This window comes from Streptomyces sp. S465, assembly GCF_026898115.1.
Lineage (GTDB): Bacteria > Actinomycetota > Actinomycetes > Streptomycetales > Streptomycetaceae > Streptomyces > Streptomyces luomodiensis.
This window is the reverse complement of the sequence record NZ_CP114036.1, coordinates 7,759,934-7,777,697: the sequence shown is the minus strand read 5'-3', so window position 1 is coordinate 7,777,697 and position 17,764 is coordinate 7,759,934. Positions and strand designations below refer to the sequence as shown.

The 17,764-nt window shown below is 71.5% G+C and carries 16 protein-coding genes and 1 pseudogene; 3 read left to right on the top strand and 14 right to left on the bottom strand.

Going from position 1 to position 17,764, the window contains the following annotated elements; all coding sequences use genetic code 11:
* Positions 1-194 precede the first annotated feature (194 nt).
* The 10 genes from aroB to rpsD all read right to left on the bottom strand — a co-directional run bounded on the left by aroB (position 195) and on the right by rpsD (position 10,892).
* Entirely contained in the window at positions 195-1,286 is a 1,092-nt protein-coding gene (gene aroB / locus N6H00_RS33035) for a 3-dehydroquinate synthase (RefSeq protein WP_268975491.1), read from the bottom strand.
* Positions 1,283-1,903 carry a shikimate kinase gene (locus tag N6H00_RS33030; protein ID WP_268975490.1) on the bottom strand — a complete coding sequence of 207 codons (621 nt, stop codon included), beginning with the start codon at positions 1,901-1,903 and terminating at the stop codon, positions 1,283-1,285. The genes aroB and N6H00_RS33030 overlap by 4 nt, the downstream gene beginning before the upstream one ends.
* A complete protein-coding gene (gene aroC, locus N6H00_RS33025; protein ID WP_268975489.1) occupies positions 1,900-3,084 on the bottom strand; it encodes a chorismate synthase in 1,185 nt (394 codons plus the stop codon). The genes N6H00_RS33030 and aroC overlap by 4 nt, the downstream gene beginning before the upstream one ends.
* Positions 3,085-3,290: 206 nt before the next feature.
* On the bottom strand, positions 3,291-4,118 hold the full coding sequence (locus N6H00_RS33020; RefSeq protein ID WP_268975488.1) for a shikimate dehydrogenase: 828 nt from the start codon (positions 4,116-4,118) through the stop codon (positions 3,291-3,293).
* A gap of 6 nt (positions 4,119-4,124) precedes the next feature.
* The gene (gene mltG, locus N6H00_RS33015) at positions 4,125-5,957 is read right to left on the bottom strand and encodes an endolytic transglycosylase MltG (protein ID WP_268975487.1); all 1,833 of its coding nucleotides are present in this window, start codon (positions 5,955-5,957) and stop codon (positions 4,125-4,127) included.
* Positions 5,958-6,048: 91 nt separating this feature from the next.
* Positions 6,049-6,522: a Holliday junction resolvase RuvX gene (gene ruvX, locus N6H00_RS33010; protein WP_268977211.1), complete on the bottom strand. Its 474-nt coding sequence runs from the start codon at positions 6,520-6,522 to the stop codon at positions 6,049-6,051.
* Positions 6,519-9,188 (bottom strand): alanine--tRNA ligase, encoded by a 2,670-nt coding sequence (gene alaS / locus N6H00_RS33005; RefSeq protein ID WP_268975486.1) that lies wholly within the window; start codon positions 9,186-9,188, stop codon positions 6,519-6,521. Before alaS ends, ruvX begins: the two co-directional genes overlap by 4 nt.
* The gene (locus N6H00_RS33000; protein ID WP_268975485.1) at positions 9,188-9,517 is read right to left on the bottom strand and encodes a DUF6167 family protein; all 330 of its coding nucleotides are present in this window, start codon (positions 9,515-9,517) and stop codon (positions 9,188-9,190) included. The genes alaS and N6H00_RS33000 overlap by 1 nt, the downstream gene beginning before the upstream one ends.
* An 8-nt stretch (positions 9,518-9,525) precedes the next feature.
* Positions 9,526-9,972, bottom strand: a complete 447-nt coding sequence (locus tag N6H00_RS32995) for a DUF948 domain-containing protein (RefSeq protein WP_268977210.1) — start codon at positions 9,970-9,972, stop codon at positions 9,526-9,528.
* Between the two features lie 308 nt (positions 9,973-10,280).
* Positions 10,281-10,892: a 30S ribosomal protein S4 gene (rpsD, locus tag N6H00_RS32990; RefSeq protein ID WP_268975484.1), complete on the bottom strand. Its 612-nt coding sequence runs from the start codon at positions 10,890-10,892 to the stop codon at positions 10,281-10,283.
* Between the two features lie 193 nt (positions 10,893-11,085).
* Between rpsD and N6H00_RS32985 the strand changes: the two genes are divergently transcribed.
* Positions 11,086-11,850 (top strand): DUF2470 domain-containing protein, encoded by a 765-nt coding sequence (locus tag N6H00_RS32985; protein WP_443073112.1) that lies wholly within the window; start codon positions 11,086-11,088, stop codon positions 11,848-11,850.
* Between the two features lie 59 nt (positions 11,851-11,909).
* Here the strand turns inward: N6H00_RS32985 and N6H00_RS32980 are convergent, their stop codons facing one another.
* Together N6H00_RS32980 and N6H00_RS32975 are read right to left on the bottom strand one after the other, a co-directional pair.
* Complete coding sequence (locus N6H00_RS32980) at positions 11,910-13,298, bottom strand: replication-associated recombination protein A (protein WP_268975482.1); 1,389 nt, start codon at positions 13,296-13,298, stop codon at positions 11,910-11,912.
* Between the two features lie 55 nt (positions 13,299-13,353).
* Positions 13,354-14,001, bottom strand: coding sequence for a vitamin K epoxide reductase family protein (locus tag N6H00_RS32975; RefSeq protein ID WP_268975481.1), 648 nt, complete (start codon positions 13,999-14,001; stop codon positions 13,354-13,356).
* Between the two features lie 181 nt (positions 14,002-14,182).
* Here N6H00_RS32975 and N6H00_RS32970 point away from each other — a divergent pair.
* Positions 14,183-14,473, top strand: a pseudogene (locus N6H00_RS32970) (ATP-binding cassette domain-containing protein); the annotation flags it as partial.
* A 248-nt stretch (positions 14,474-14,721) separates the two neighbouring features.
* Here the strand turns inward: N6H00_RS32970 and hisS are convergent.
* Positions 14,722-15,984, bottom strand: a complete 1,263-nt coding sequence (hisS, locus tag N6H00_RS32960) for a histidine--tRNA ligase (protein WP_268975480.1) — start codon at positions 15,982-15,984, stop codon at positions 14,722-14,724.
* Between the two features lie 13 nt (positions 15,985-15,997).
* Positions 15,998-16,714, bottom strand: a complete 717-nt coding sequence (locus tag N6H00_RS32955; RefSeq protein WP_268975479.1) for an MBL fold metallo-hydrolase — start codon at positions 16,712-16,714, stop codon at positions 15,998-16,000.
* A gap of 152 nt (positions 16,715-16,866) precedes the next feature.
* Between N6H00_RS32955 and N6H00_RS32950 the strand changes: the two genes are divergently transcribed.
* Complete coding sequence (locus N6H00_RS32950; RefSeq protein WP_268975478.1) at positions 16,867-17,730, top strand: peptidylprolyl isomerase; 864 nt, start codon at positions 16,867-16,869, stop codon at positions 17,728-17,730.
* Positions 17,731-17,764 lie beyond the last annotated feature (34 nt).

Genomic DNA, 17,764 nt, shown 5'->3' with positions numbered 1-17,764 from the left:
CACCGCCGCTGTGTGAACGCCCCACAAACCCTTTGCCTGCCCGCCACCCCTTGCCGGCCAGGCAATTCGTCCCTCAAGGACCGCAACTGCGAGGAGTTGGAAGGGTGTTCGCGGCCCGCGGCGAGGCCGCGGGCCGCGAGGGCGATGACGAAGTTGTGACGCGACGGCGACGGAGCCGGTGGGCGCGCGCCGGTTCAGCGGGAGATCTCGGCGTACGCGGCGAGCAGCACCGCCGGGTCCGGCCCCTCCAGGACGGTGGGCTTGGCGAGGCCGTCGAGGACGATGAAGCGCAGCAGGTCACCCCGGGACTTCTTGTCGACCTTCATGGTCTCCAGCAGCCTGGGCCACTGGTCGCCACGGTAGGTGAGCGGCAGCCCCACGGCCTCCAGGACGGCGCGGTGCCGGTCGGCCGTGGCGTCGTCCAGACGGCCCGCCAGCCGGCCCAGCTCGGCGGCGAAGACCATGCCCACGGAGACGGCCGCGCCATGGCGCCAGTTGTAGCGCTCGTTCTTCTCGATGGCGTGGGCCAGCGTATGCCCGTAGTTGAGGATCTCCCGCAGCCCGGACTCCTTGAGGTCGCTGGAGACGACCTCGGCCTTGACCCGGATGGAGCGCTCGATGAGCTCGGCGGTGTGCGGACCGGTGGGCGTACGGGCGGCGGCCGGGTCCCGCTCGATCAGCTCCAGAATCTCCGGGTCGGCGATGAAGCCCGCCTTGATGATCTCGGCGAGCCCGCTGACGTAGTCGTTGACCGGCAGCGAGTCCAGCGCGGCCAGATCGCACAGCACCCCGGCCGGGGGGTGGAAGGCGCCGACGAGGTTCTTGCCCTCGGCCGTGTTGATCCCGGTCTTGCCGCCGACGGCGGCGTCGACCATGCCCAGCACCGTGGTGGGGACGGCGATCCAGCGCACTCCGCGCAGCCAGGTCGCGGCGACGAACCCGGCGAGGTCGGTGGTGGCGCCGCCGCCGACGCCGACGATCACGTCGGTGCGGGTGAAGCCGGTCTGGCCGAGCGCCTTCCAGCAGTACGCGGCCACCTCGGCGGTCTTGGCCTCCTCCGCGTTGGGCAGCTGGATCGCGATGGCGTCGTACCCCTGCTCGGCGAGGTCCTGGCGGATGGCCTCACCGGTCTCGGCCAGCGCCTCGGGATGCAGGACGGCGACCCGCTTGGCGGTGCCGATCAGCCCGGGAAGCTCGCCGAGCAGCTGCCGGCCGATCAGCACCTCGTACGGCGCGGTGCCCGCGGTGCCTCCGACCTGGATGCGCGTGGGGGTGTCGGTGCTCATGCGTTCTTCAGCTCCAGTGCGTCCAGGACGGCGTCGGCGACGTCCTCGGGGGTGCGGTCCTCGGTCGAGACGACGGCTTGGGCGACCTCGGCGTACAGCGGGCGGCGCTGCTCCATCAGCTCGCGCCAGCGCTGACGCGGATTGACCGCGAGCAGCGGGCGCGGGGAGTCCAGTCCGGTGCGCTTGACCGCCTCGTGGACCCCCATCTCCAGGAAGACGACGGGGAGCCCGGCGAGCAGCGCCCGGGTGCCCTCGTCGAGGATCGCGCCACCGCCCAGGGCCAGTACGCCCGGGTGCTCGGCGAGGGCGGCCCGTACGGCCTGCCGCTCCAGCTCACGGAAGTGCGGCTCGCCCTCGTCGATGAAGATCTCCGCGATCTCCCTGCCCGCCGTCCGGACGATGTCGAGGTCGGTGTCGCGGAAGGTGGTGCCGAGCCGCTCCGCGAGCACCTGCCCGACGGTGGTCTTGCCGACGCCCATCGGCCCGACCAGCACCACGGCGGGCCGCACGCCGGCCGATCCGCTCGGCCCCGTCTTGTCGTTCACTTCCCCGCCCGCGCGGCGAAGGCGCGCCTCGTCATCCGTCTGCCGCCCGGCGGCCTCGCGTGCGTCGCTCACCGGATCGCCAGGTTGTCGAGGAAGCTCTCGACGTTGCGGCGCGTCTCGGTGACCGAGTCGCCGCCGAACTTCTCCGCGACCGCGTCGGCCAGGACCAGCGCGACCATCGCCTCGGCGACGATCCCGGCCGCCGGGACGGCGCAGACGTCGGAGCGCTGGTGGTGGGCCTTGGTGGCCTCGCCGGTGGCCACATCGACCGTGGCCAGCGCCCGCGGCACGGTCGCGATCGGCTTCATCGCGGCCCGGACGCGCAGCAGTTCGCCGGTGCTCAGCCCGCCCTCGGTGCCGCCGGAGCGGCCCGAGGAGCGCCGGATGCCCCCGTCCGTGGAGACGATCTCGTCATGGGCCTGGGAGCCGGGCACCCGCGCGAGGTCGAAGCCGTCGCCGACCTCGACGCCCTTGATGGCCTGGATGCCCATCAGCGCACCGGCCAGCCGCGCGTCGAGCCGGCGGTCCCAGTGCACATGGGAGCCGAGGCCCACCGGCACGCCGTACGCGAGCACCTCGACGACGCCGCCGAGCGTGTCGCCGTCCTTGTGGGCCTGGTCGATCTCGGCCACCATCGCCTTGCTCGCGTCGGCGTCCAGACAGCGCACCGGGTCGGCGTCGAGCTTCTCGACGTCGGAGGGCTTGGGGTGGACGCCGTACGGCGCCTTCGCGGCGGCCAGCTCCACGACATGCGAGACGATCTCGATCCCGGCCGTCTCCTTGAGGTAGGAGCGGGCGACGGTGCCCAGCGCCACGCGGGCGGCGGTCTCCCGGGCGCTGGCGCGCTCCAGGATCGGCCGGGCCTCGTCGAAACCGTACTTCTGCATCCCCGCGAGGTCGGCGTGGCCGGGGCGGGGGCGGGTCAGCGGGGCGTTACGGGCCAGCCCGTCGAGGACCTCGGGGTCCACCGGGTCGGCGGCCATGACCTGCTCCCACTTCGGCCACTCGGTGTTGCCGACCATGATCGCGACCGGGGAGCCGAGGGTCAGCCCGTGCCGTACGCCGCCGATGAAGGTGACCTCGTCGCGCTCGAACTTCATCCGGGCACCGCGGCCATAGCCGAGCCGCCGTCGCGCCAGGGCGTCCGCCACCATGTCGGTGGTGATCGGCACCCCGGCGGGCAGTCCCTCCAGCGTCGCCACGAGTGCGGGGCCGTGCGACTCCCCCGCGGTCAGCCAGCGCAACCTGCTCAACGGTGCTCCCTCATGCGCGTGCCTCGACGTCCTGCGGCGCGGCCCGGTCCGCGCGACTCCGGTCCGCACCTTTCGATCCTCCCACGACCGAGGGTCTCCCCGGTTTCGCCGTCCATGGGGTGGACCGTTTCCGACCGTTTCCGAGGCCGTCACCGAGGCCGTCACCGAGCGCCGGGCAGGGGCCACCGAGGGGCCCGTGCGAGGGTTCAGCGGGCCGCCAGCGCCTCGCGCATCGCGGCCAGGGGCGCGGGGGCGCGGCCGGTCATCTGCTCGACCTGGAGCACCGCCTGGTGCACCAGGAGGTCCAGGCCGCCGAGCACCGAGCCGCCGCGCGCCGACCAGGCGGCGGCCAGCGGCGTCGGCCAGGGGTCGTAGAGGACGTCGAAGAGCGCGCCGGGTCGGTCCGGTACGGCGGTGGCGAGCGCGTCGGCGGTGCCCGCGGGGGTGGTGGCGATCACCAGCGGCGCGCCGAGCGCCTCGGCCGCGTCGTCCCAGGGGGCCGTGCGCACCGCGATGCCCAGCCGCTCGCCCCACTGCCGCATCTCGGCGGCGCGGGCCTCGCTGCGGACGTACGCGGTGACCTCGCCGTCGCAGATCCGGGAGAGCGCGGCCAGTGCCGAGGAGGCCGTGGCGCCGGCGCCCAGCACGGCGGCGCGCGGTACGCGCCCGACGCCGCGCTCCCGCAGCGCCGCCAGCATGCCCGGGATGTCGGTGTTGTCACCGAGCCTGCGGCCGACGTCGGTGAAGACGACCGTGTTGACGGCCTCCACCGAGGCCGCGGTGTCGCTGATCTCGTCCAGCAGCGGGATGACGGCGCGCTTGAGCGGCATGGTCAGCGACAGCCCGGCCCAGGCCGGTCCCCCGTCCTCGCCGAGCCGCTTGAAGAAGTCGGGCAGCCCGGTCTCGTCCACCTCGAAGCGGTCGTACGTCCAGCCGCTCAGGCCCAGTTCGCGGTACGCGGCGCGGTGGAGCACCGGTGACAGGGAGTGGGCGATCGGCGAGCCGAGCACCGCTGCCCTGCGGTTTTCCGACATCTTTCCTCAACCATTGTTCGTGCGCTGCCTATTGAACTTGTCGACCCACTTCTGATGTTCCGCGTAGGTCTTCGAAAAGTAGCTCTTCCCGCTGACCGCGACGAAGTAGTACCACCCGTCGGATGTCGGATTCATCGCGGCCCGCAGCGCGTCGTGGCCGGGATTTCCGATCGGACCGGGCGGAAGCCCCTTGTAGAAATAGGTGTTGTACGGGTTGTCGTATCCCTTGATCTCACTGATCGGGATATCCAGCTTGCTCTGGTTCTTGATGTAGTTGTACGTGGAGTCGAATTCCAGCCTGCCCCAGGTCTCGGGGTTCGTGGGCTTGAGCCGGTTGTAGACGACCTCGGCCATCTTGCGGAAGTCGTCGTGGGTGACGCCCTCCGCCTGGACCAGGCTGGCCACGGTGATCAGCTGGAACGGGCCGTCCAGGCCCAGGTCCTTCGCCTTGCCCTCCAGGTCCAGCTGGGCGTAGTTGCGGTTGGCCTCGGCGACCATCTTCCGCAGCACGTCCGCGGGCTTGGCGCCCTTGCCCACGCTGTAGCGGGACGGGAACAGGAACCCTTCCAGCGGATCCTTGATCTTGCTGCTGTCATCGGCCCAGGAGGGCAGCCCGAGGTTCTTGGCCTCCTTCTGGGCGATGTCCGCGGTGGTCCCCGCCTTGACGCCGGTCTTCTTGTCGATCGCCGCGTAGACGGCGGCGTCGCGCATGCCCTCGGTGACGATCAGGGCGTTGCTGCTGGTGGGGTCGAGCATCAGCTTGACCGCCGCCGCGCCGGACATCTCCTTGCGGAGGCTGTACGTGCCCGGCTGGACGAACTTGCCGCTGTCCTCCACGGCCTCGACGAAGGCGCCGCTGCTCTTGACCACTCCCTTGTCGGCGAGGATCGAGCCGATCTCGGCGTTGCCGGAACCGGAGGGGATCTCCACCTCGATCCGGCCGGTGCCCTCGCCGGAGTAGTCGGGCGCGGGGCCGTAGCGGCTCTGCCAGAAGTCGTAGGCGAAGTAGCCGCCTCCGCCGACCGCGCCCACCAGGACGATGGTCACGAAGAGGCAGGCCACGCCGCTGCGGCGCTTCTTGGGCTGTCTGCCCTTGGCCTTCCGGCCGGGGCGCTCGTCCTCTTCGCCGTCGTCGTCCGCCGTGTCGTCCGCGTCCCGGCCGCCGCCGTCGAGGAAGAACGGGTGCTGCTCCTCCTCACCCTCTTCGGCGGCCGGCTCCTCGGGGGCCTGACGCTGGCGCGGCACCTGGTGCTCCGCGGGCACCACGGGCATCTGCTGCGTCCCCTGTACCTCATGGCCGCCCTGGGACCCATGAGGGGGCTGCGGCGACTGCTGCTGCCCCTGGTAGCCGTCCTGGGCGTAACCGTCCTGGGCGGGGTACGAGGCGCCCTGGCCGCCGCCGTAAGGATCGCCGTAGGGATCGTGCGGGTCCATGCCCCCGTACGAGCCGTCCTGGGCCGGGTAGGCAGCCTCCTGGCCGGGGTACTCCTGCTGGTGCCGCTGGTGCGGATAGCCGGCGTCCTGGCCGTCCCACTGGGGCTGCTGGTGCTGGTGGGCGTCCTGCGGATATCCGTGCGGATACTGCTGGTGCCCGTAGGGGTCCTGGCCGTAGGAGTCCTGGCCGTACGGATCGTGTGCGTACGAGCCCTGGCCGTGGGAGCCCTGGCCGTACGGATCGTGTGCGTAGGCGTTCTGCGCGTAGGGGTCCTGGGCGTGCGTGCCCTGGGTGTAGGCGTCCTGACCGGCCACGGTCTGGTGTGCGGTCCACTCCTGGTCCCCGTACAGCGGATCCTCGGGATGCCACGGTTGGGAGCCGGGTCCCCGGCCGTACTCAGTCATCGATCCCCTAGCGACGGCGGTGGCCACCGTTCGGTGTGCTCGTGGCACGGGCGACGGCGGCCATGTCGCGCGGAACGTTACCGTACCGCGATCAGATGACCACTTCGACGGCTTCTCCGGGAGCCCGGCCGGAGACCCGCTCGGTCTCCAGCGCGCTCTGGAGGATCACCACGGCGGCCGCCTGGTCCACCACCGAGCGGCCCTTCTTCGACGTCACTCCGGAGGCGCGCAGCCCCTGGGACGCCGTGACGGTGGTCATGCGTTCGTCGACGAGCCGCACCGGCACCGGGGCGACCCGCCGCGCCAGCTCGCGTGCGAAGGTGCGCACTTTGCCCGCGGCAGGCCCCTCGCGCCCGCTGAGCGAGCGCGGCAGGCCGACCACCACCTCGATGGGTTCGTACTCCTCGACGATGGCCACGAGCCGCTTGTGGGCGGCCGGGATGTCGCGTCCCGGCACGGTCTCCACGGGCGTGGCGAGGATCCCGTCGGGGTCGCACGAGGCGACCCCGATCCGGGCGTCCCCGACGTCGACGGCGATGCGCCTGCCGCGTCGCACGGCGGTCAGGCCGATTCCGTGACGAGCCGCTCGACGGCCTCGATGGCCTCGCCGACGGCGTCCGGGTTCTGGCCGCCGCCCTGGGCGACGTCCGGCTTGCCGCCGCCTCCGCCGCCGAGCGTCTTGGCGGCGGTGCGGACCAGGTCACCGGCCCTGAGACCGCGCTCGCGGGCGGCCTCGTTGGTGGCGATCACGGTCAGCGGGCGGCCGCCTCCCACGGTGAAGAGGGCGACGACGGCCGGACGGTCGCCCGGGATGCGCCCGCGCACGTCCAGGACGAGCTTGCGCAGATCGTCGGCGGAGGTGCCGTCCGGCACCTTGGCGGCGACCAGGGCCACGCCCCGGACGTCCTTGGCGCCCTGGGCGAGACCGGCGGCGGCCTGGAGCACCTTCTCGGCGCGGAACCGCTCGATCTCCTTCTCGGCCTCCTTCAGCCTGCCCAGCATGCCGGAGATCTTCTCCGGGAGCTCCTCGGGGCGGCCCTTGACCAGGTCGGTCAGCTGGGAGACGACCGTGTGCTCACGGGCGAGGAAGTTGTACGCGTCCACGCCGACCAGGGCCTCGACCCGGCGCACACCGGAGCCGATGGAGGACTCGCCGAGCAGCTTCACCAGACCCAGCTGGGCGGTGTTGTGCACATGCGTGCCACCGCACAGCTCCTTGGAGAAGTCGCCGATGGTCACCACGCGCACCCGGTCGCCGTACTTCTCGCCGAACTCGGCGATGGCGCCCTGCTTCTTGGCCTCGTCCATGCTCATCACCTCGGCGGTGACGTCGAGTTCACGCGAGAGCACCTCGTTGATCTTCTGCTCGACGTCCATGAGCACCGTGCCGGGCACGGCGGCCGGCGAGCCGAAGTCGAAGCGGAAGCGGCCGGGCGAGTTCTCCGAACCGGCCTGGGCGGCGGTCGGGCCCAGGGCGTCGCGCAGCGCCTGGTGGGTGAGGTGGGTGGCGCTGTGGGCGCGGGCGATGGCGCGGCGGCGCCTGACGTCGATCCGGGCGTGCGCACCGGCGCCGACCGTCACCTCGCCGACCTGGACGACGCCCTTGTGCACGCTGACTCCGGGCACCGGCTGCTGGACGTCCCGGACCTCCACCACGGCGCCGGTGTCGAGCTTGATCCGGCCGGTGTCGGCGAGCTGACCGCCGCCCTCGGCGTAGAAGGGGGTGCGGTCCAGGACGACCTCGACCTCGTCGCCCTCGGAGGCGGCGGGCGAGGACACCCCGTCGACCAGCAGACCGACGACGGTGGACTCGCCCTCGGTGTGGGTGTAGCCGGTGAATTCGGTCAGGCCGGAGCTGTCGGCCACCTCGCGGTAGGCGGACAGGTCGGCGTGGCCGGTCTTCTTGGCCTTGGCGTCGGCCTTGGCGCGCTCCCGCTGCTCCTTCATCAGCCGGCGGAAGCCCTCCTCGTCCACCGAGAGGCCCTGTTCGGCGGCCATCTCGAGGGTGAGGTCGATCGGGAAGCCCCAGGTGTCGTGGAGCAGGAACGCCTTGTCACCGGAGAGCACGCTGCCACCGGCGGCCTTGGTGTCGGTGACGGCGGTGTCGAGGATGTTGGTGCCGGCCTTGAGCGTCTTGAGGAAGGCGGACTCCTCGGCCAGGGCGACGGTCTCGATGCGCTTGCGGTCGGTCAGCAGCTCCGGGTACTGCTGGCCCATCGTCTTCAGGACGACGTCGACCAGCTCGCCGACGACCGGCTCGGTGGCGCCGAGGATGCGCATGTTGCGGATGGCGCGGCGCATGATGCGGCGCAGCACATAGCCGCGGCCCTCGTTGCCGGGGGTGACGCCGTCGCCGATGAGCATGACGGAGGTGCGCATGTGGTCGGCGACCACGCGCAGCGAGACGTCGGTGTCATGGGCGGCGCCGTAGGCGACGCCGGTCAGCTCGGTGGCCTTGTCCATGATCACGCGCAGCGTGTCGGTCTCGTACATGTTCTGTACGCCCTGGAGGATCATCGCCAGGCGTTCCAGGCCGAGGCCGGTGTCGATGTTCTTGCTGGGCAGCTCGCCGAGGATCGGGAAGTTCTCCTTGCCCTCGCCCGGACCGCGCTCGTACTGCATGAAGACCAGGTTCCAGATCTCCACGTAGCGCTCGTCGTTGACGGCCGGGCCGCCCTCCTCGCCGAACTCCGGACCGCGGTCGTAGTTGATCTCGGAGCAGGGGCCGCAGGGGCCGGGGACGCCCATGGACCAGTAGTTCGGGCCCATGCCCAGGCGCTGGATGCGCTCGGCGGGGACGCCGACCACCTCGCGCCAGATGCGCTCGGCCTCGTCGTCCTGCTCGTAGACGGTGATCCACAGCCGCTCGGGGTCGAGGCCGTAGCCGCCCGCCTCCTGGGAGCTGGTCAGCAGCTCCCAGGCGTAACGGATGGCGCCTTCCTTGAAGTAGTCGCCGAACGAGAAGTTCCCGCACATCTGGAAGAAGGTGCCGTGGCGGGTGGTCTTGCCGACCTCTTCGATGTCCGGGGTGCGCACGCACTTCTGCACGCTGACGGCGCGGTCGAAGGGCGGCTTGACCTCGCCGAGGAAGTACGGCTTGAAGGGGACCATGCCCGCGGGGACCAGCAGCAGCGTCGGGTCGTCCGCGATGAGCGACGCCGACGGCACGACGGTGTGCCCGCGCTCCTCGAAGAAGCGCAGCCAGCGGCGGCGGATTTCAGCCGACTCCATCAGTGGTCCTCATTTCCGGCTTTGTGGATCTTGTAGGGGGAAGTGCGGGTGAGCTGGGCCCGGCCGCGCTGGGCCGGCAGCTGCCTGCGGTCGTCCGGGGGCGGCGCGGTGAGCCCGAGCGCGTCCTTGAGCGCGGCTTCGCGGTCGGCCATGCCGTCCCGTACGTCGAGGGCGAAGACCTTGATCCGCCGGCCCGCCAGCACCGCCCGGTCGGCCGCCTGGGCGGCCAGGCTCTCCGGGGTGAGCTGGTTGAGCTTGCGGTTGACCTTGGTGGTGGCCCACACCCCGGCGGCGACGCCGGTGGTGAACCAGAATGTGCGGCGGAACATCCGGTCCTTCAGCCCTTCGATCCACGAGTGCGGCGGCCGCCCCGGCGGGCGGACGGCAGGGTCTTGCCGATGACGACGGTGCGCGCGGGCGCGGGCTCGTCCTCCGCCCGGCCCTTGCGGCCGATCGCCCGCCGGACGCCGTAGCCGAACGCGGCCACCTTGACCAGCGGTCCGCCGAAGGCGGTGGAGACGGTCGAGGAGAGCGCGGAGGCGTTGGAGGTGACCTCCTGGACGTCGGCGGCGATCGAGTCCACCCGGGCGAGCTGGGTGTTCGCCTCGCGCACGGTCGCGGACGCCTCGCTGAGCAGCGGGACGGCCTGGTCGGTGACCTCCGCCACCAGCCTGGTGGCCGCCTTGAGCGTCTGGGCCAGCCTCACCAGCGCGAGGGCGAGGAAGGACACCAGGATCGCCCAGAAGACGGCCACGAGGATCCCGGCCACCTCTCCACCGGACACGTCGCACCGCTCCCTGTCGCCGCTCGTCGTCGTTTCGGTCTTGTTGTCGTGCTGGTCGTGCTGCTGGTGTTGCTGGTCGTTCAGGTCTTCGTCGCCCACCGCTCTCGGGCGGTCTCCGGGCGCGGGCGGCAGGTATCGACCTTATCGCGCCGCGCAGGCGCACCCGAAACGGATAAGGGTCCCTGGGCGGCCCGCCGGGGGCGGCCATCGGACAAGCCCGCGGGTTCCCCGCCGACCGGTGTCGAGGGGGAACCCGCGGGCTTGGTGCGTACCGCCGTACCGCCGTACCGTCCGTCCGCTCCGCCGGATCAGCGGGCGTAGTACTCGACGACGAGCTGCTCGTCGCAGATCACCGGGATCTCCTTGCGGTTGGGGTCCCGGTCGAGGCGGAAGGCGAGCGCCTTCAGGTTGACCTGGAGGTAGCGCGGGGTCTCGCCGTCGGGGGCGTAGCCACCCTCGCGCGCCACCTGGAAGGGGTGCTTGTCGCGGCTGCGCTCGCGGACCATCACCACGTCGTCCGGGCGGACCCGGAAGGACGGCTTGTCGACCTTGCGGCCGTTGACCTCGATGTGGCCGTGGGTGACCATCTGGCGGGCCTGGTAGATGGTGCGGGCGATCCCGGACCGCAGGACGAGCGCGTCCAGCCGGCGCTCGAGCTCGACGACCAGGGCCTCACCCGTCTTGCCTTCGGCCTTCCGAGCGCGGTCGTAGGCGCGGACCATCTGGCGCTCGCTGATGTCGTACTGGGCACGCAGCCGCTGCTTCTCCAGCAGCCGGACCTTGTAGTCACTGGTCTGCTTGCGGCCACGGCCGTGCTCACCCGGCGGGTAGGGGCGGGCCTCGAAGTACTTCACGGCCTTCGGAGTCAGAGCGATGCCGAGCGCCCGCGACTTCTTGACCTTGGGACGCGACTGGTTCACGGGGAACGAACCTCCATGTAAGTTAGGTGAGCCTTACCTTAGCCGAGGAGAACGCATGTTTCGACCTGGGATCCCCCTGCCCAGCACTGGTCAGAGCCCCGAGGAGGGTCAGCCGCGTCCCATGGAAGACACCCTGCGGCCGACGCCGGCAGAGCGCGTACGTACTCTCGTGGAATCCAAGGCTACGGCGTCGTTGACGGTTCCCGGAAACGAGCCCCTGGACGACCTGGGGGCGGACGGTCCGGCCGCCCGTACCGTCGCTCCCGACGGTGATGTGCTGCTGCTCGTGCCCGGAGGCTCCGCCGCCGCCCGCGCCGCCGCGTACGCCCAGGACGACGAGCTGACCTGCGTGATGGAGATCACCGACGTCGCCCCCGTCGCGATGCGCCACCGCATCCGCGGCCGCGCCTGGGTGGCCGGCTGGCTCACCCCCGTCCCGTGTGGGGAGCGGACGCGCGCCGCGGCGGCGCTGCTGGCCGAGCGGCATCCGGTGGGCGAGTTGCTCGGCCTCGACCAGGCGCCGCGGCCCCCGCGGTCCGGTGGGCCGGCCGCCGGTGTCGGGCCCGCCGGGAGGGCCGCCTGGACGCTGCTGCGGCTGGAGGTCGGCGAGGCGTGCGTGGACGACCTGTGGGGCGTGGCCGACGTGGAGCCGGACGACTTCGCGACGGCCGCCCCCGATCCGCTCGTCCGGCACGAGGCCGATCTGCTCCAGCATCTGCACGCCGCCCACAGCGATCAGGTGCGCCGACTGTGCGCGCTGCTCGGCGACCGCTCCACCATGGTCTGCACCCGGGGCCCGGCCACCCCGGTGGCCCTGGACCGCTTCGGCCTGCGGGTGCGCTTCACGGACGAGACGGACCGGCCGTTCGACGCGCGCTTCGACTTCCCCGAGCCGGTGCGGAACGTGTCCGAACTGCGGCGGGCGATGCACGCCCTGTTCGACGCCGCGACCGGCTGAGGCGATTCGCGGGCCAGATCGGTGGACTGGGCCGGTGGGCTGAGTCCGGGGTCCCCCGGCTAGGACGAGGCCGGGGCCGGACCGTCGGCGGACGGCGGCGGATCGCCCCGCAGCCGCGCCCGCACCCGCTCCACCACATCCGCGTACCGCGCCTCGGCCCCGTACCGCGTCGGCTCGTAGTACCGCTTGCCGTGGATGGTGTCCGGTGCGTACTGCTGCGCCGCGATCCCGCCCGGCAGATCGTGCGGGTAGAGATAGCCCTGCGCGTGGCCGAGCTTCTTGGCGCCCTGGTAGTGGCCGTCGCGCAGATGCGGCGGCACCGGGCCCGCGAGCCCCGCCCGCACATCCGCCAGCGCCGCGCCGATGGCCGTGGTGGCGGCGTTGGACTTGGGCGCGAGCGCCAGCGCGATCGTGGCGTGGCTCAGCGTGAGCGCGGCCTCCGGGAAGCCGATCAGGGCCACGGCCTGCGCCGCCGCCACGGCGGTGGGCAGGGCGGTCGGATCGGCGAGACCGATGTCCTCGCTTGCCGAGATCATCAGCCGCCGGGCGATGAACCGCGGGTCCTCCCCCGCCTCGATCATCCGGGCCAGATAGTGCAGCGCCGCGTCCACGTCCGAGCCGCGGATGGACTTGATGAGGGCGCTGGCCACGTCGTAGTGCTGGTCGCCCGCGCGGTCGTACTTCACCGCGGCCCGGTCGACCGCCTCCTCCAGCGTGCCGAGCGTGACCTCGGACTCGCCCTTGTCCAGGGCCGCCCCGGCGCCCGCCTCCAGCGCGGTGAGCGCCCGCCGGGCGTCACCGCCCGCTATGCGCAGCAGATGCGCCTCGGCGTCCTCCGGAAGGGTGACGGCCCCGGCGAGCCCGCGCTCGTCGGTGAGCGCGCGCCGCAGCAGCCCGCGCAGGTCGTCGTCGGTGAGCGGCTCCAGGGTGAGCAGCAGCGAGCGGGAGAGCAGCGGGGAGATCACCGAGAAGTACGGATTCTCGGTGGTGGCCGCGATCAGCGTGACCCAGCGGTTCTCGACGGCGGGCAGCAGCGAGTCCTGCTGGGCCTTGCTGAAGCGGTGGATCTCGTCCAGGAAGAGCACGGTGTCCCGGCCGTACGCCCCGGAGGAGCGGCGCGCACCGTCGATGACGGCCCGGACCTCCTTGACCCCGGCGGTGATGGCCGACAGCTCGACGAAGCGCTTCTGGGTGGCCTGGCTGACCACATACGCCAGCGTCGTCTTTCCGATGCCCGGCGGGCCCCACAGGATCACCGACGACGGCCCGGCCGGACCGCCGCCGCCCTCGCCCACGAGCCGGCGCAGCGGGGATCCGGGGCGCAGCAGATGCTGCTGGCCCACGACCTCGTCGAGGGTGCGCGGACGCATCCGCACGGCCAGCGGGCTGCTGGCCGGGTCCTTCTCCTGACGGTCCTCTGCGGCGGCGGTGAACAGGTCTGGCTCCACGCGGGAAGCCTATGCCACGCCTCTGACACTCTTCCCTTTCGGGCCGAGCCCCGCATCAGGCGGTCCAGAAATCCCACCAGCGGGTCAGGATCAGCATGCCGATGACGCCGATCCACAGCACCGGGACCACCCAGTGGAACTCCATGAGACCGCGCCGCAGCCCGTCCGGCGCGGGCAGGTATCCGTGCTTGAGGTTGTAGCCGGTGACGTAGCAGAACATCACGATCGTGGCGACCCAGGCGAGGCAGCACCACAGGCACAGCGAGCCGATGACGTACAGCGACTCGTACTGGAGCCAGGTCACGAAGCCGACGCCGAAGAGGCAGCCCGCGTTGAAGGTCAGCCAGTACCAGCGCGGGAAGCGCCCCCCGGCCAGCAGGGACATGCCCACGCAGATCACGATGCCGTAGGCGACCAGCCCGAGCATCGGGTTCGGGAAGCCGAAGGCCTGGGCCTGGTCGCTCTCCATGATGTTGCCGCAGGAGACGACGGGGTTGAGGCTGCAACCGGGGGTGAAGACCTTACCGTCGGCCTTGTACTCGAGGATCTTGTTCTTGTCGATCGTGATGACCCAGGCGGCGAGGAGACCCAGCGCACCGGTGATCACGAGCAGGAGGGCGAAAGCACGACCGCCTCCCGTCCCGACCCGAGCGCCCTCGTGCGCCTCGCCGGACTCCACGTCGTCCACCACTGTCGTCGCCATACTCGCCGTCCGTCGCTCTCCACAGTCTCCGGCCCTGCCGGGCACGGCCATTGTGCCGCACCCACTCTCGCCGTAGGGCGCGCTCAGCGCGGCCATGCCATGGTGCCCTGCCCCCCGTTCGGAGGACATAAGACGGGCTTCCCGGTCGTCCTCCCGGCACCGGGGCGGCTCGGTCGGGCTCATGGGCATGGCGGGAGAAGCGGTACGGGTGCGCGGGCCGAGCGAGCGCTATGGCGCGGTGACCGCGCCGGACGGCGTTGACCTGGGCATCCGGCAGGGTGAGGTGGTCGGGCTCATGGCACCCGACGGGGAGGGCAAGAGCACGGCCGTGGTGCCCCTCCAGGGCCATCGGAGCCGGGACGCGGGTGAGGTCGCGGTGCTGGACCGGGACCCCGCCTCCGGGGGACGCGGGTGGCGTTCCCGGGTCGGCACCGTTTGGCAGGATGAATCGGCCCCGGCCGAGTTGACGGTGCGCGCTCGAACGGGACGAGAAGGTGCCGCGGCGGCTGCGCGGCACACCGATATCCCCGGCCGCGTACGTCCTCGGCACGCTGTGGCGAACCGCCGGTGTTACGCCGGACCGCCCGGGGGCCTTCGGCAGGCTCGCCGTGGCCGACCGCACCGCGGCGGTCACCAGCGCGATGCGGCTGGGGCTGCCGTAGGAACTCGCAAGGGGGTGCTCGGGGTATGGAGCCCCGAGCACCCCCTTGCGCGCCGCGCTCAGGCGAGGCGCGCGCGGATCGCCTCGACCGCCTCGGCCAGCGGCACCGGCGCCTGCTCGCCGGATTCCATGTCCTTCAGCTGGACCGCGTTCTCGGCGAGGTCGCGCTCGCCCGCCACGATCGCGTAGCGCGCACCGCTGCGGTTGGCCGCCTTCATCGCGGCCTTCAGCCCCTTGCCGCCGTAAGAGAAGTCCGTGGCCACACCCGCCTTACGGAGCTCGCCGACCAGGCCGAAGAGGACCTTCCTGGCCTCCTCCCCCAGCGGCACCGCGAAGACGCTGACGGCGTCGGGCAGCTCCAGCTCGACGCCCTCGGCCTCCAGCGCCAGCACCGTACGGTCCACGCCGAGCGCCCAGCCCACCGAGGGCAGCGCCGGGCCGCCGATCATCTCCGACAGCCCGTCGTAGCGGCCGCCGCCGCCGACCGCGGACTGCGAGCCCAGCCCGTCGTGGACGAACTCGAAGGTCGTACGGGTGTAGTAGTCCAGGCCGCGCACCAGCTTCTCGTCGTCCTCGAAGGCCACGCCCCGCGCGGTGAGCAGGTCGCGGACCTCCGCGTGGTACGCCTTGCACTCCTCGCACAGGTAGTCGCGCAACAGCGGGGCGTCGGCCAGTTGCCTGCGGACCGCCTCGCGCTTGTCGTCCAGCACCCGCAGCGGGTTGATCTCGACGCGCCGCCGGGTGTCCTCGTCCAGGTCGAGGCCGCGCAGGAAGTCCTGGAGGGCGGACCGGTAGACGGGGCGGCAGGTGGCGTCGCCCAGTGAGTTCACCAGGATGCGGAAGTTCCGGAGCCCCAGCGAGCGGTAGGCGTCGTGGGCCAGGATGATCAGCTCGGCGTCCAGGGCCGGGTCCTCGGCACCGATCGCCTCCGCGCCGACCTGCGAGAAGTGGCGGTAGCGGCCCTTCTGCGGCCGCTCGTAGCGGTAGTACGAGCCCGAGTACCAGAGCTTGACCGGCAGGGACCCGGCCTTGTGCAGATTGGCCTCCAGGGCGGCGCGCAGCACCGAGGCGGTGCCCTCGGGGCGCAGCGCGAGCTCGTCCCCGCCCTTGGTGGTGAGGGTGTACATCTCCTTGGTCACGATGTCGGTGGACTCGCCGACGCCGCGCGCGAAGAGTTCCACGTTCTCGAAGCCGGGGGTCTCGATGTAGCCGTAGCCGGAGCGCTTGAGCGGCGCGGCGAGCGCCTCGCGCACCGCGAGGTACTTGGCGGAGTTCGGCGGGATCAGGTCGTACGTGCCCCGGGGGGCCTTGAAGGTGCTCAACGGAAGTCTCTCGTCACATTCCTCGTCGCGGAGCCGGGCGCTGTGCGCCGTCTCCCAGGCCGGCGGCCACCTCGCGCAGATACGGGTTGGCGGCACGCTCACGGCCGATGCTGGTCTGGGGGCCATGGCCGGACAGCACCACGGTCGAGTCGTCGAGCGGCAGGACCACACGGGCCAGCGACTCGAGTATCTCGGCGTGGTCGCCGCCGGGCAGGTCGGTGCGTCCGATGGAGCCGGCGAAGAGCAGATCGCCCGAGAAGAAGACGGACGGGATGTCCGCCTGCTCGGGCATCCGGAACGTCACCGACCCCTTGGTATGGCCCGGGGCGTGCGCGACGGAGAACTCGAGACCGGCCAGCTTCAACTCGGCGCCGTCGGCCAGCTCCTTGACGTCGTCCGGCTCGCCCACGGTGAGCTCGCCCATCAGCGGCAAGCCGATGGAGCGCCCGAGGGCCTTCTCGGGGTCGCTCATCATGAAGCGGTCGGACGGGTGGATCCAGGCCGGTACGTCATGCGCGCCGCAGACCGGGACGACCGAGGCGACATGGTCGATGTGGCCGTGGGTGAGGACGACGGCGACGGGCTTGAGCCGATGCTTGGCGACCGCCTCCTCGACGCCTTGGGCCGCCTGATGGCCCGGGTCGATGATCACGCACTCCTCACCGGCGGCGGGGGCGACCAGATAGCAGTTGGTCCCCCAGGCCCCGGCGGGGAACCCGGCAATGAGCACGATCGTCCTTAAAAGTCGTCCGGCGGAGGTTTGTCGGCAGCACCAGAGCCTACCGGCGGCGCCCCCGCCACAGCGAACCCGTATACGGTACGCCCGAACCCTCATACACAACAGCAGGACACCGACGGCACACGCCATGAGGAGACGACCCGGTGGTCAGTAACGAGCAGCGGCGGCGGCAACTCGCCCGGGAGAAGTACCTTCGGCAGCAGCAGCGACGCGAAACCGCCCGGCGCAAAGCGCGCCAGCGCAATGTGGTGATCGCCTCCGTACTGGCCGTGGTCCTGGCCGGAGGCGGCGCCGTGGCGGCCACCGGCGCCCTGTCCGGGAACGACAAGGACAAGAAGGACGACGCCGCCGCGTCCAGCACCCCCTCGGCCGCCGCCACCAGCAAGGCTCCGGACCCGTGCGCCAAGGAGGCGAAGAAGGTCGCGGACCAGAAGCCGAAGAAGCTGTCGTGGAAGAAGGAGCCGTCGATCACGATCGACAAGTCGGCCTCCTACACGATGAAGCTGGAGACGACCTGTGGCGACATCTCCATCGCCATGGACGCCGGCAAGGCGCCGCACACGGTCAACTCCTTCGACTTCCTGGCGGGCAAGGGCTTCTTCGACCACACCAAGTGCCACCGCCTGGTGAATTCGGGGATCTATGTGCTCCAGTGCGGTGATCCGCAGGGCACCGGCGCGGGCGGCCCCGGCTACACCATCCCGGACGAGAACCTGAAGGACTCCTCGCTCAAGGGCGGCAAGTACCCGGCCGGCACGGTCGCGATGGCCAACCAGTACAACCCCCAGACCAAGCAGGGCCGGAACACCGGCGGCAGCCAGTTCTTCCTGGTCTACCAGGACAGCGAGCTCCCGGCGGACTACACGCCCTTCGGCACCGTGGACAAGGCCGGTATGAAGGTCCTGAAGAAGATCGCCGACGCCGGGGCGGCTCCCGCGGACCAGACGATGAACACCGCCCCGAACGCCAGCGTGGTGATCAACAAGGCGACGGTCACCAAGTCCTGAGGTGGCTGACGTGCGTACTGCGAAATTTCGGTCG

Coding starts and splice junctions, on each gene's coding strand:
- N6H00_RS32975 (WP_268975481.1), bottom strand. CDS start 14,001: ATGGCGACGACAGTGGTGGACGACGTGGAGTCCGGCGAGGCGCACGAG.
- aroB (WP_268975491.1), bottom strand. CDS start 1,286: ATGAGCACCGACACCCCCACGCGCATCCAGGTCGGAGGCACCGCGGGC.
- N6H00_RS33000 (WP_268975485.1), bottom strand. CDS start 9,517: ATGTTCCGCCGCACATTCTGGTTCACCACCGGCGTCGCCGCCGGGGTG.
- alaS (WP_268975486.1), bottom strand. CDS start 9,188: ATGGAGTCGGCTGAAATCCGCCGCCGCTGGCTGCGCTTCTTCGAGGAG.
- mltG (WP_268975487.1), bottom strand. CDS start 5,957: ATGACTGAGTACGGCCGGGGACCCGGCTCCCAACCGTGGCATCCCGAG.
- N6H00_RS33020 (WP_268975488.1), bottom strand. CDS start 4,118: ATGTCGGAAAACCGCAGGGCAGCGGTGCTCGGCTCGCCGATCGCCCAC.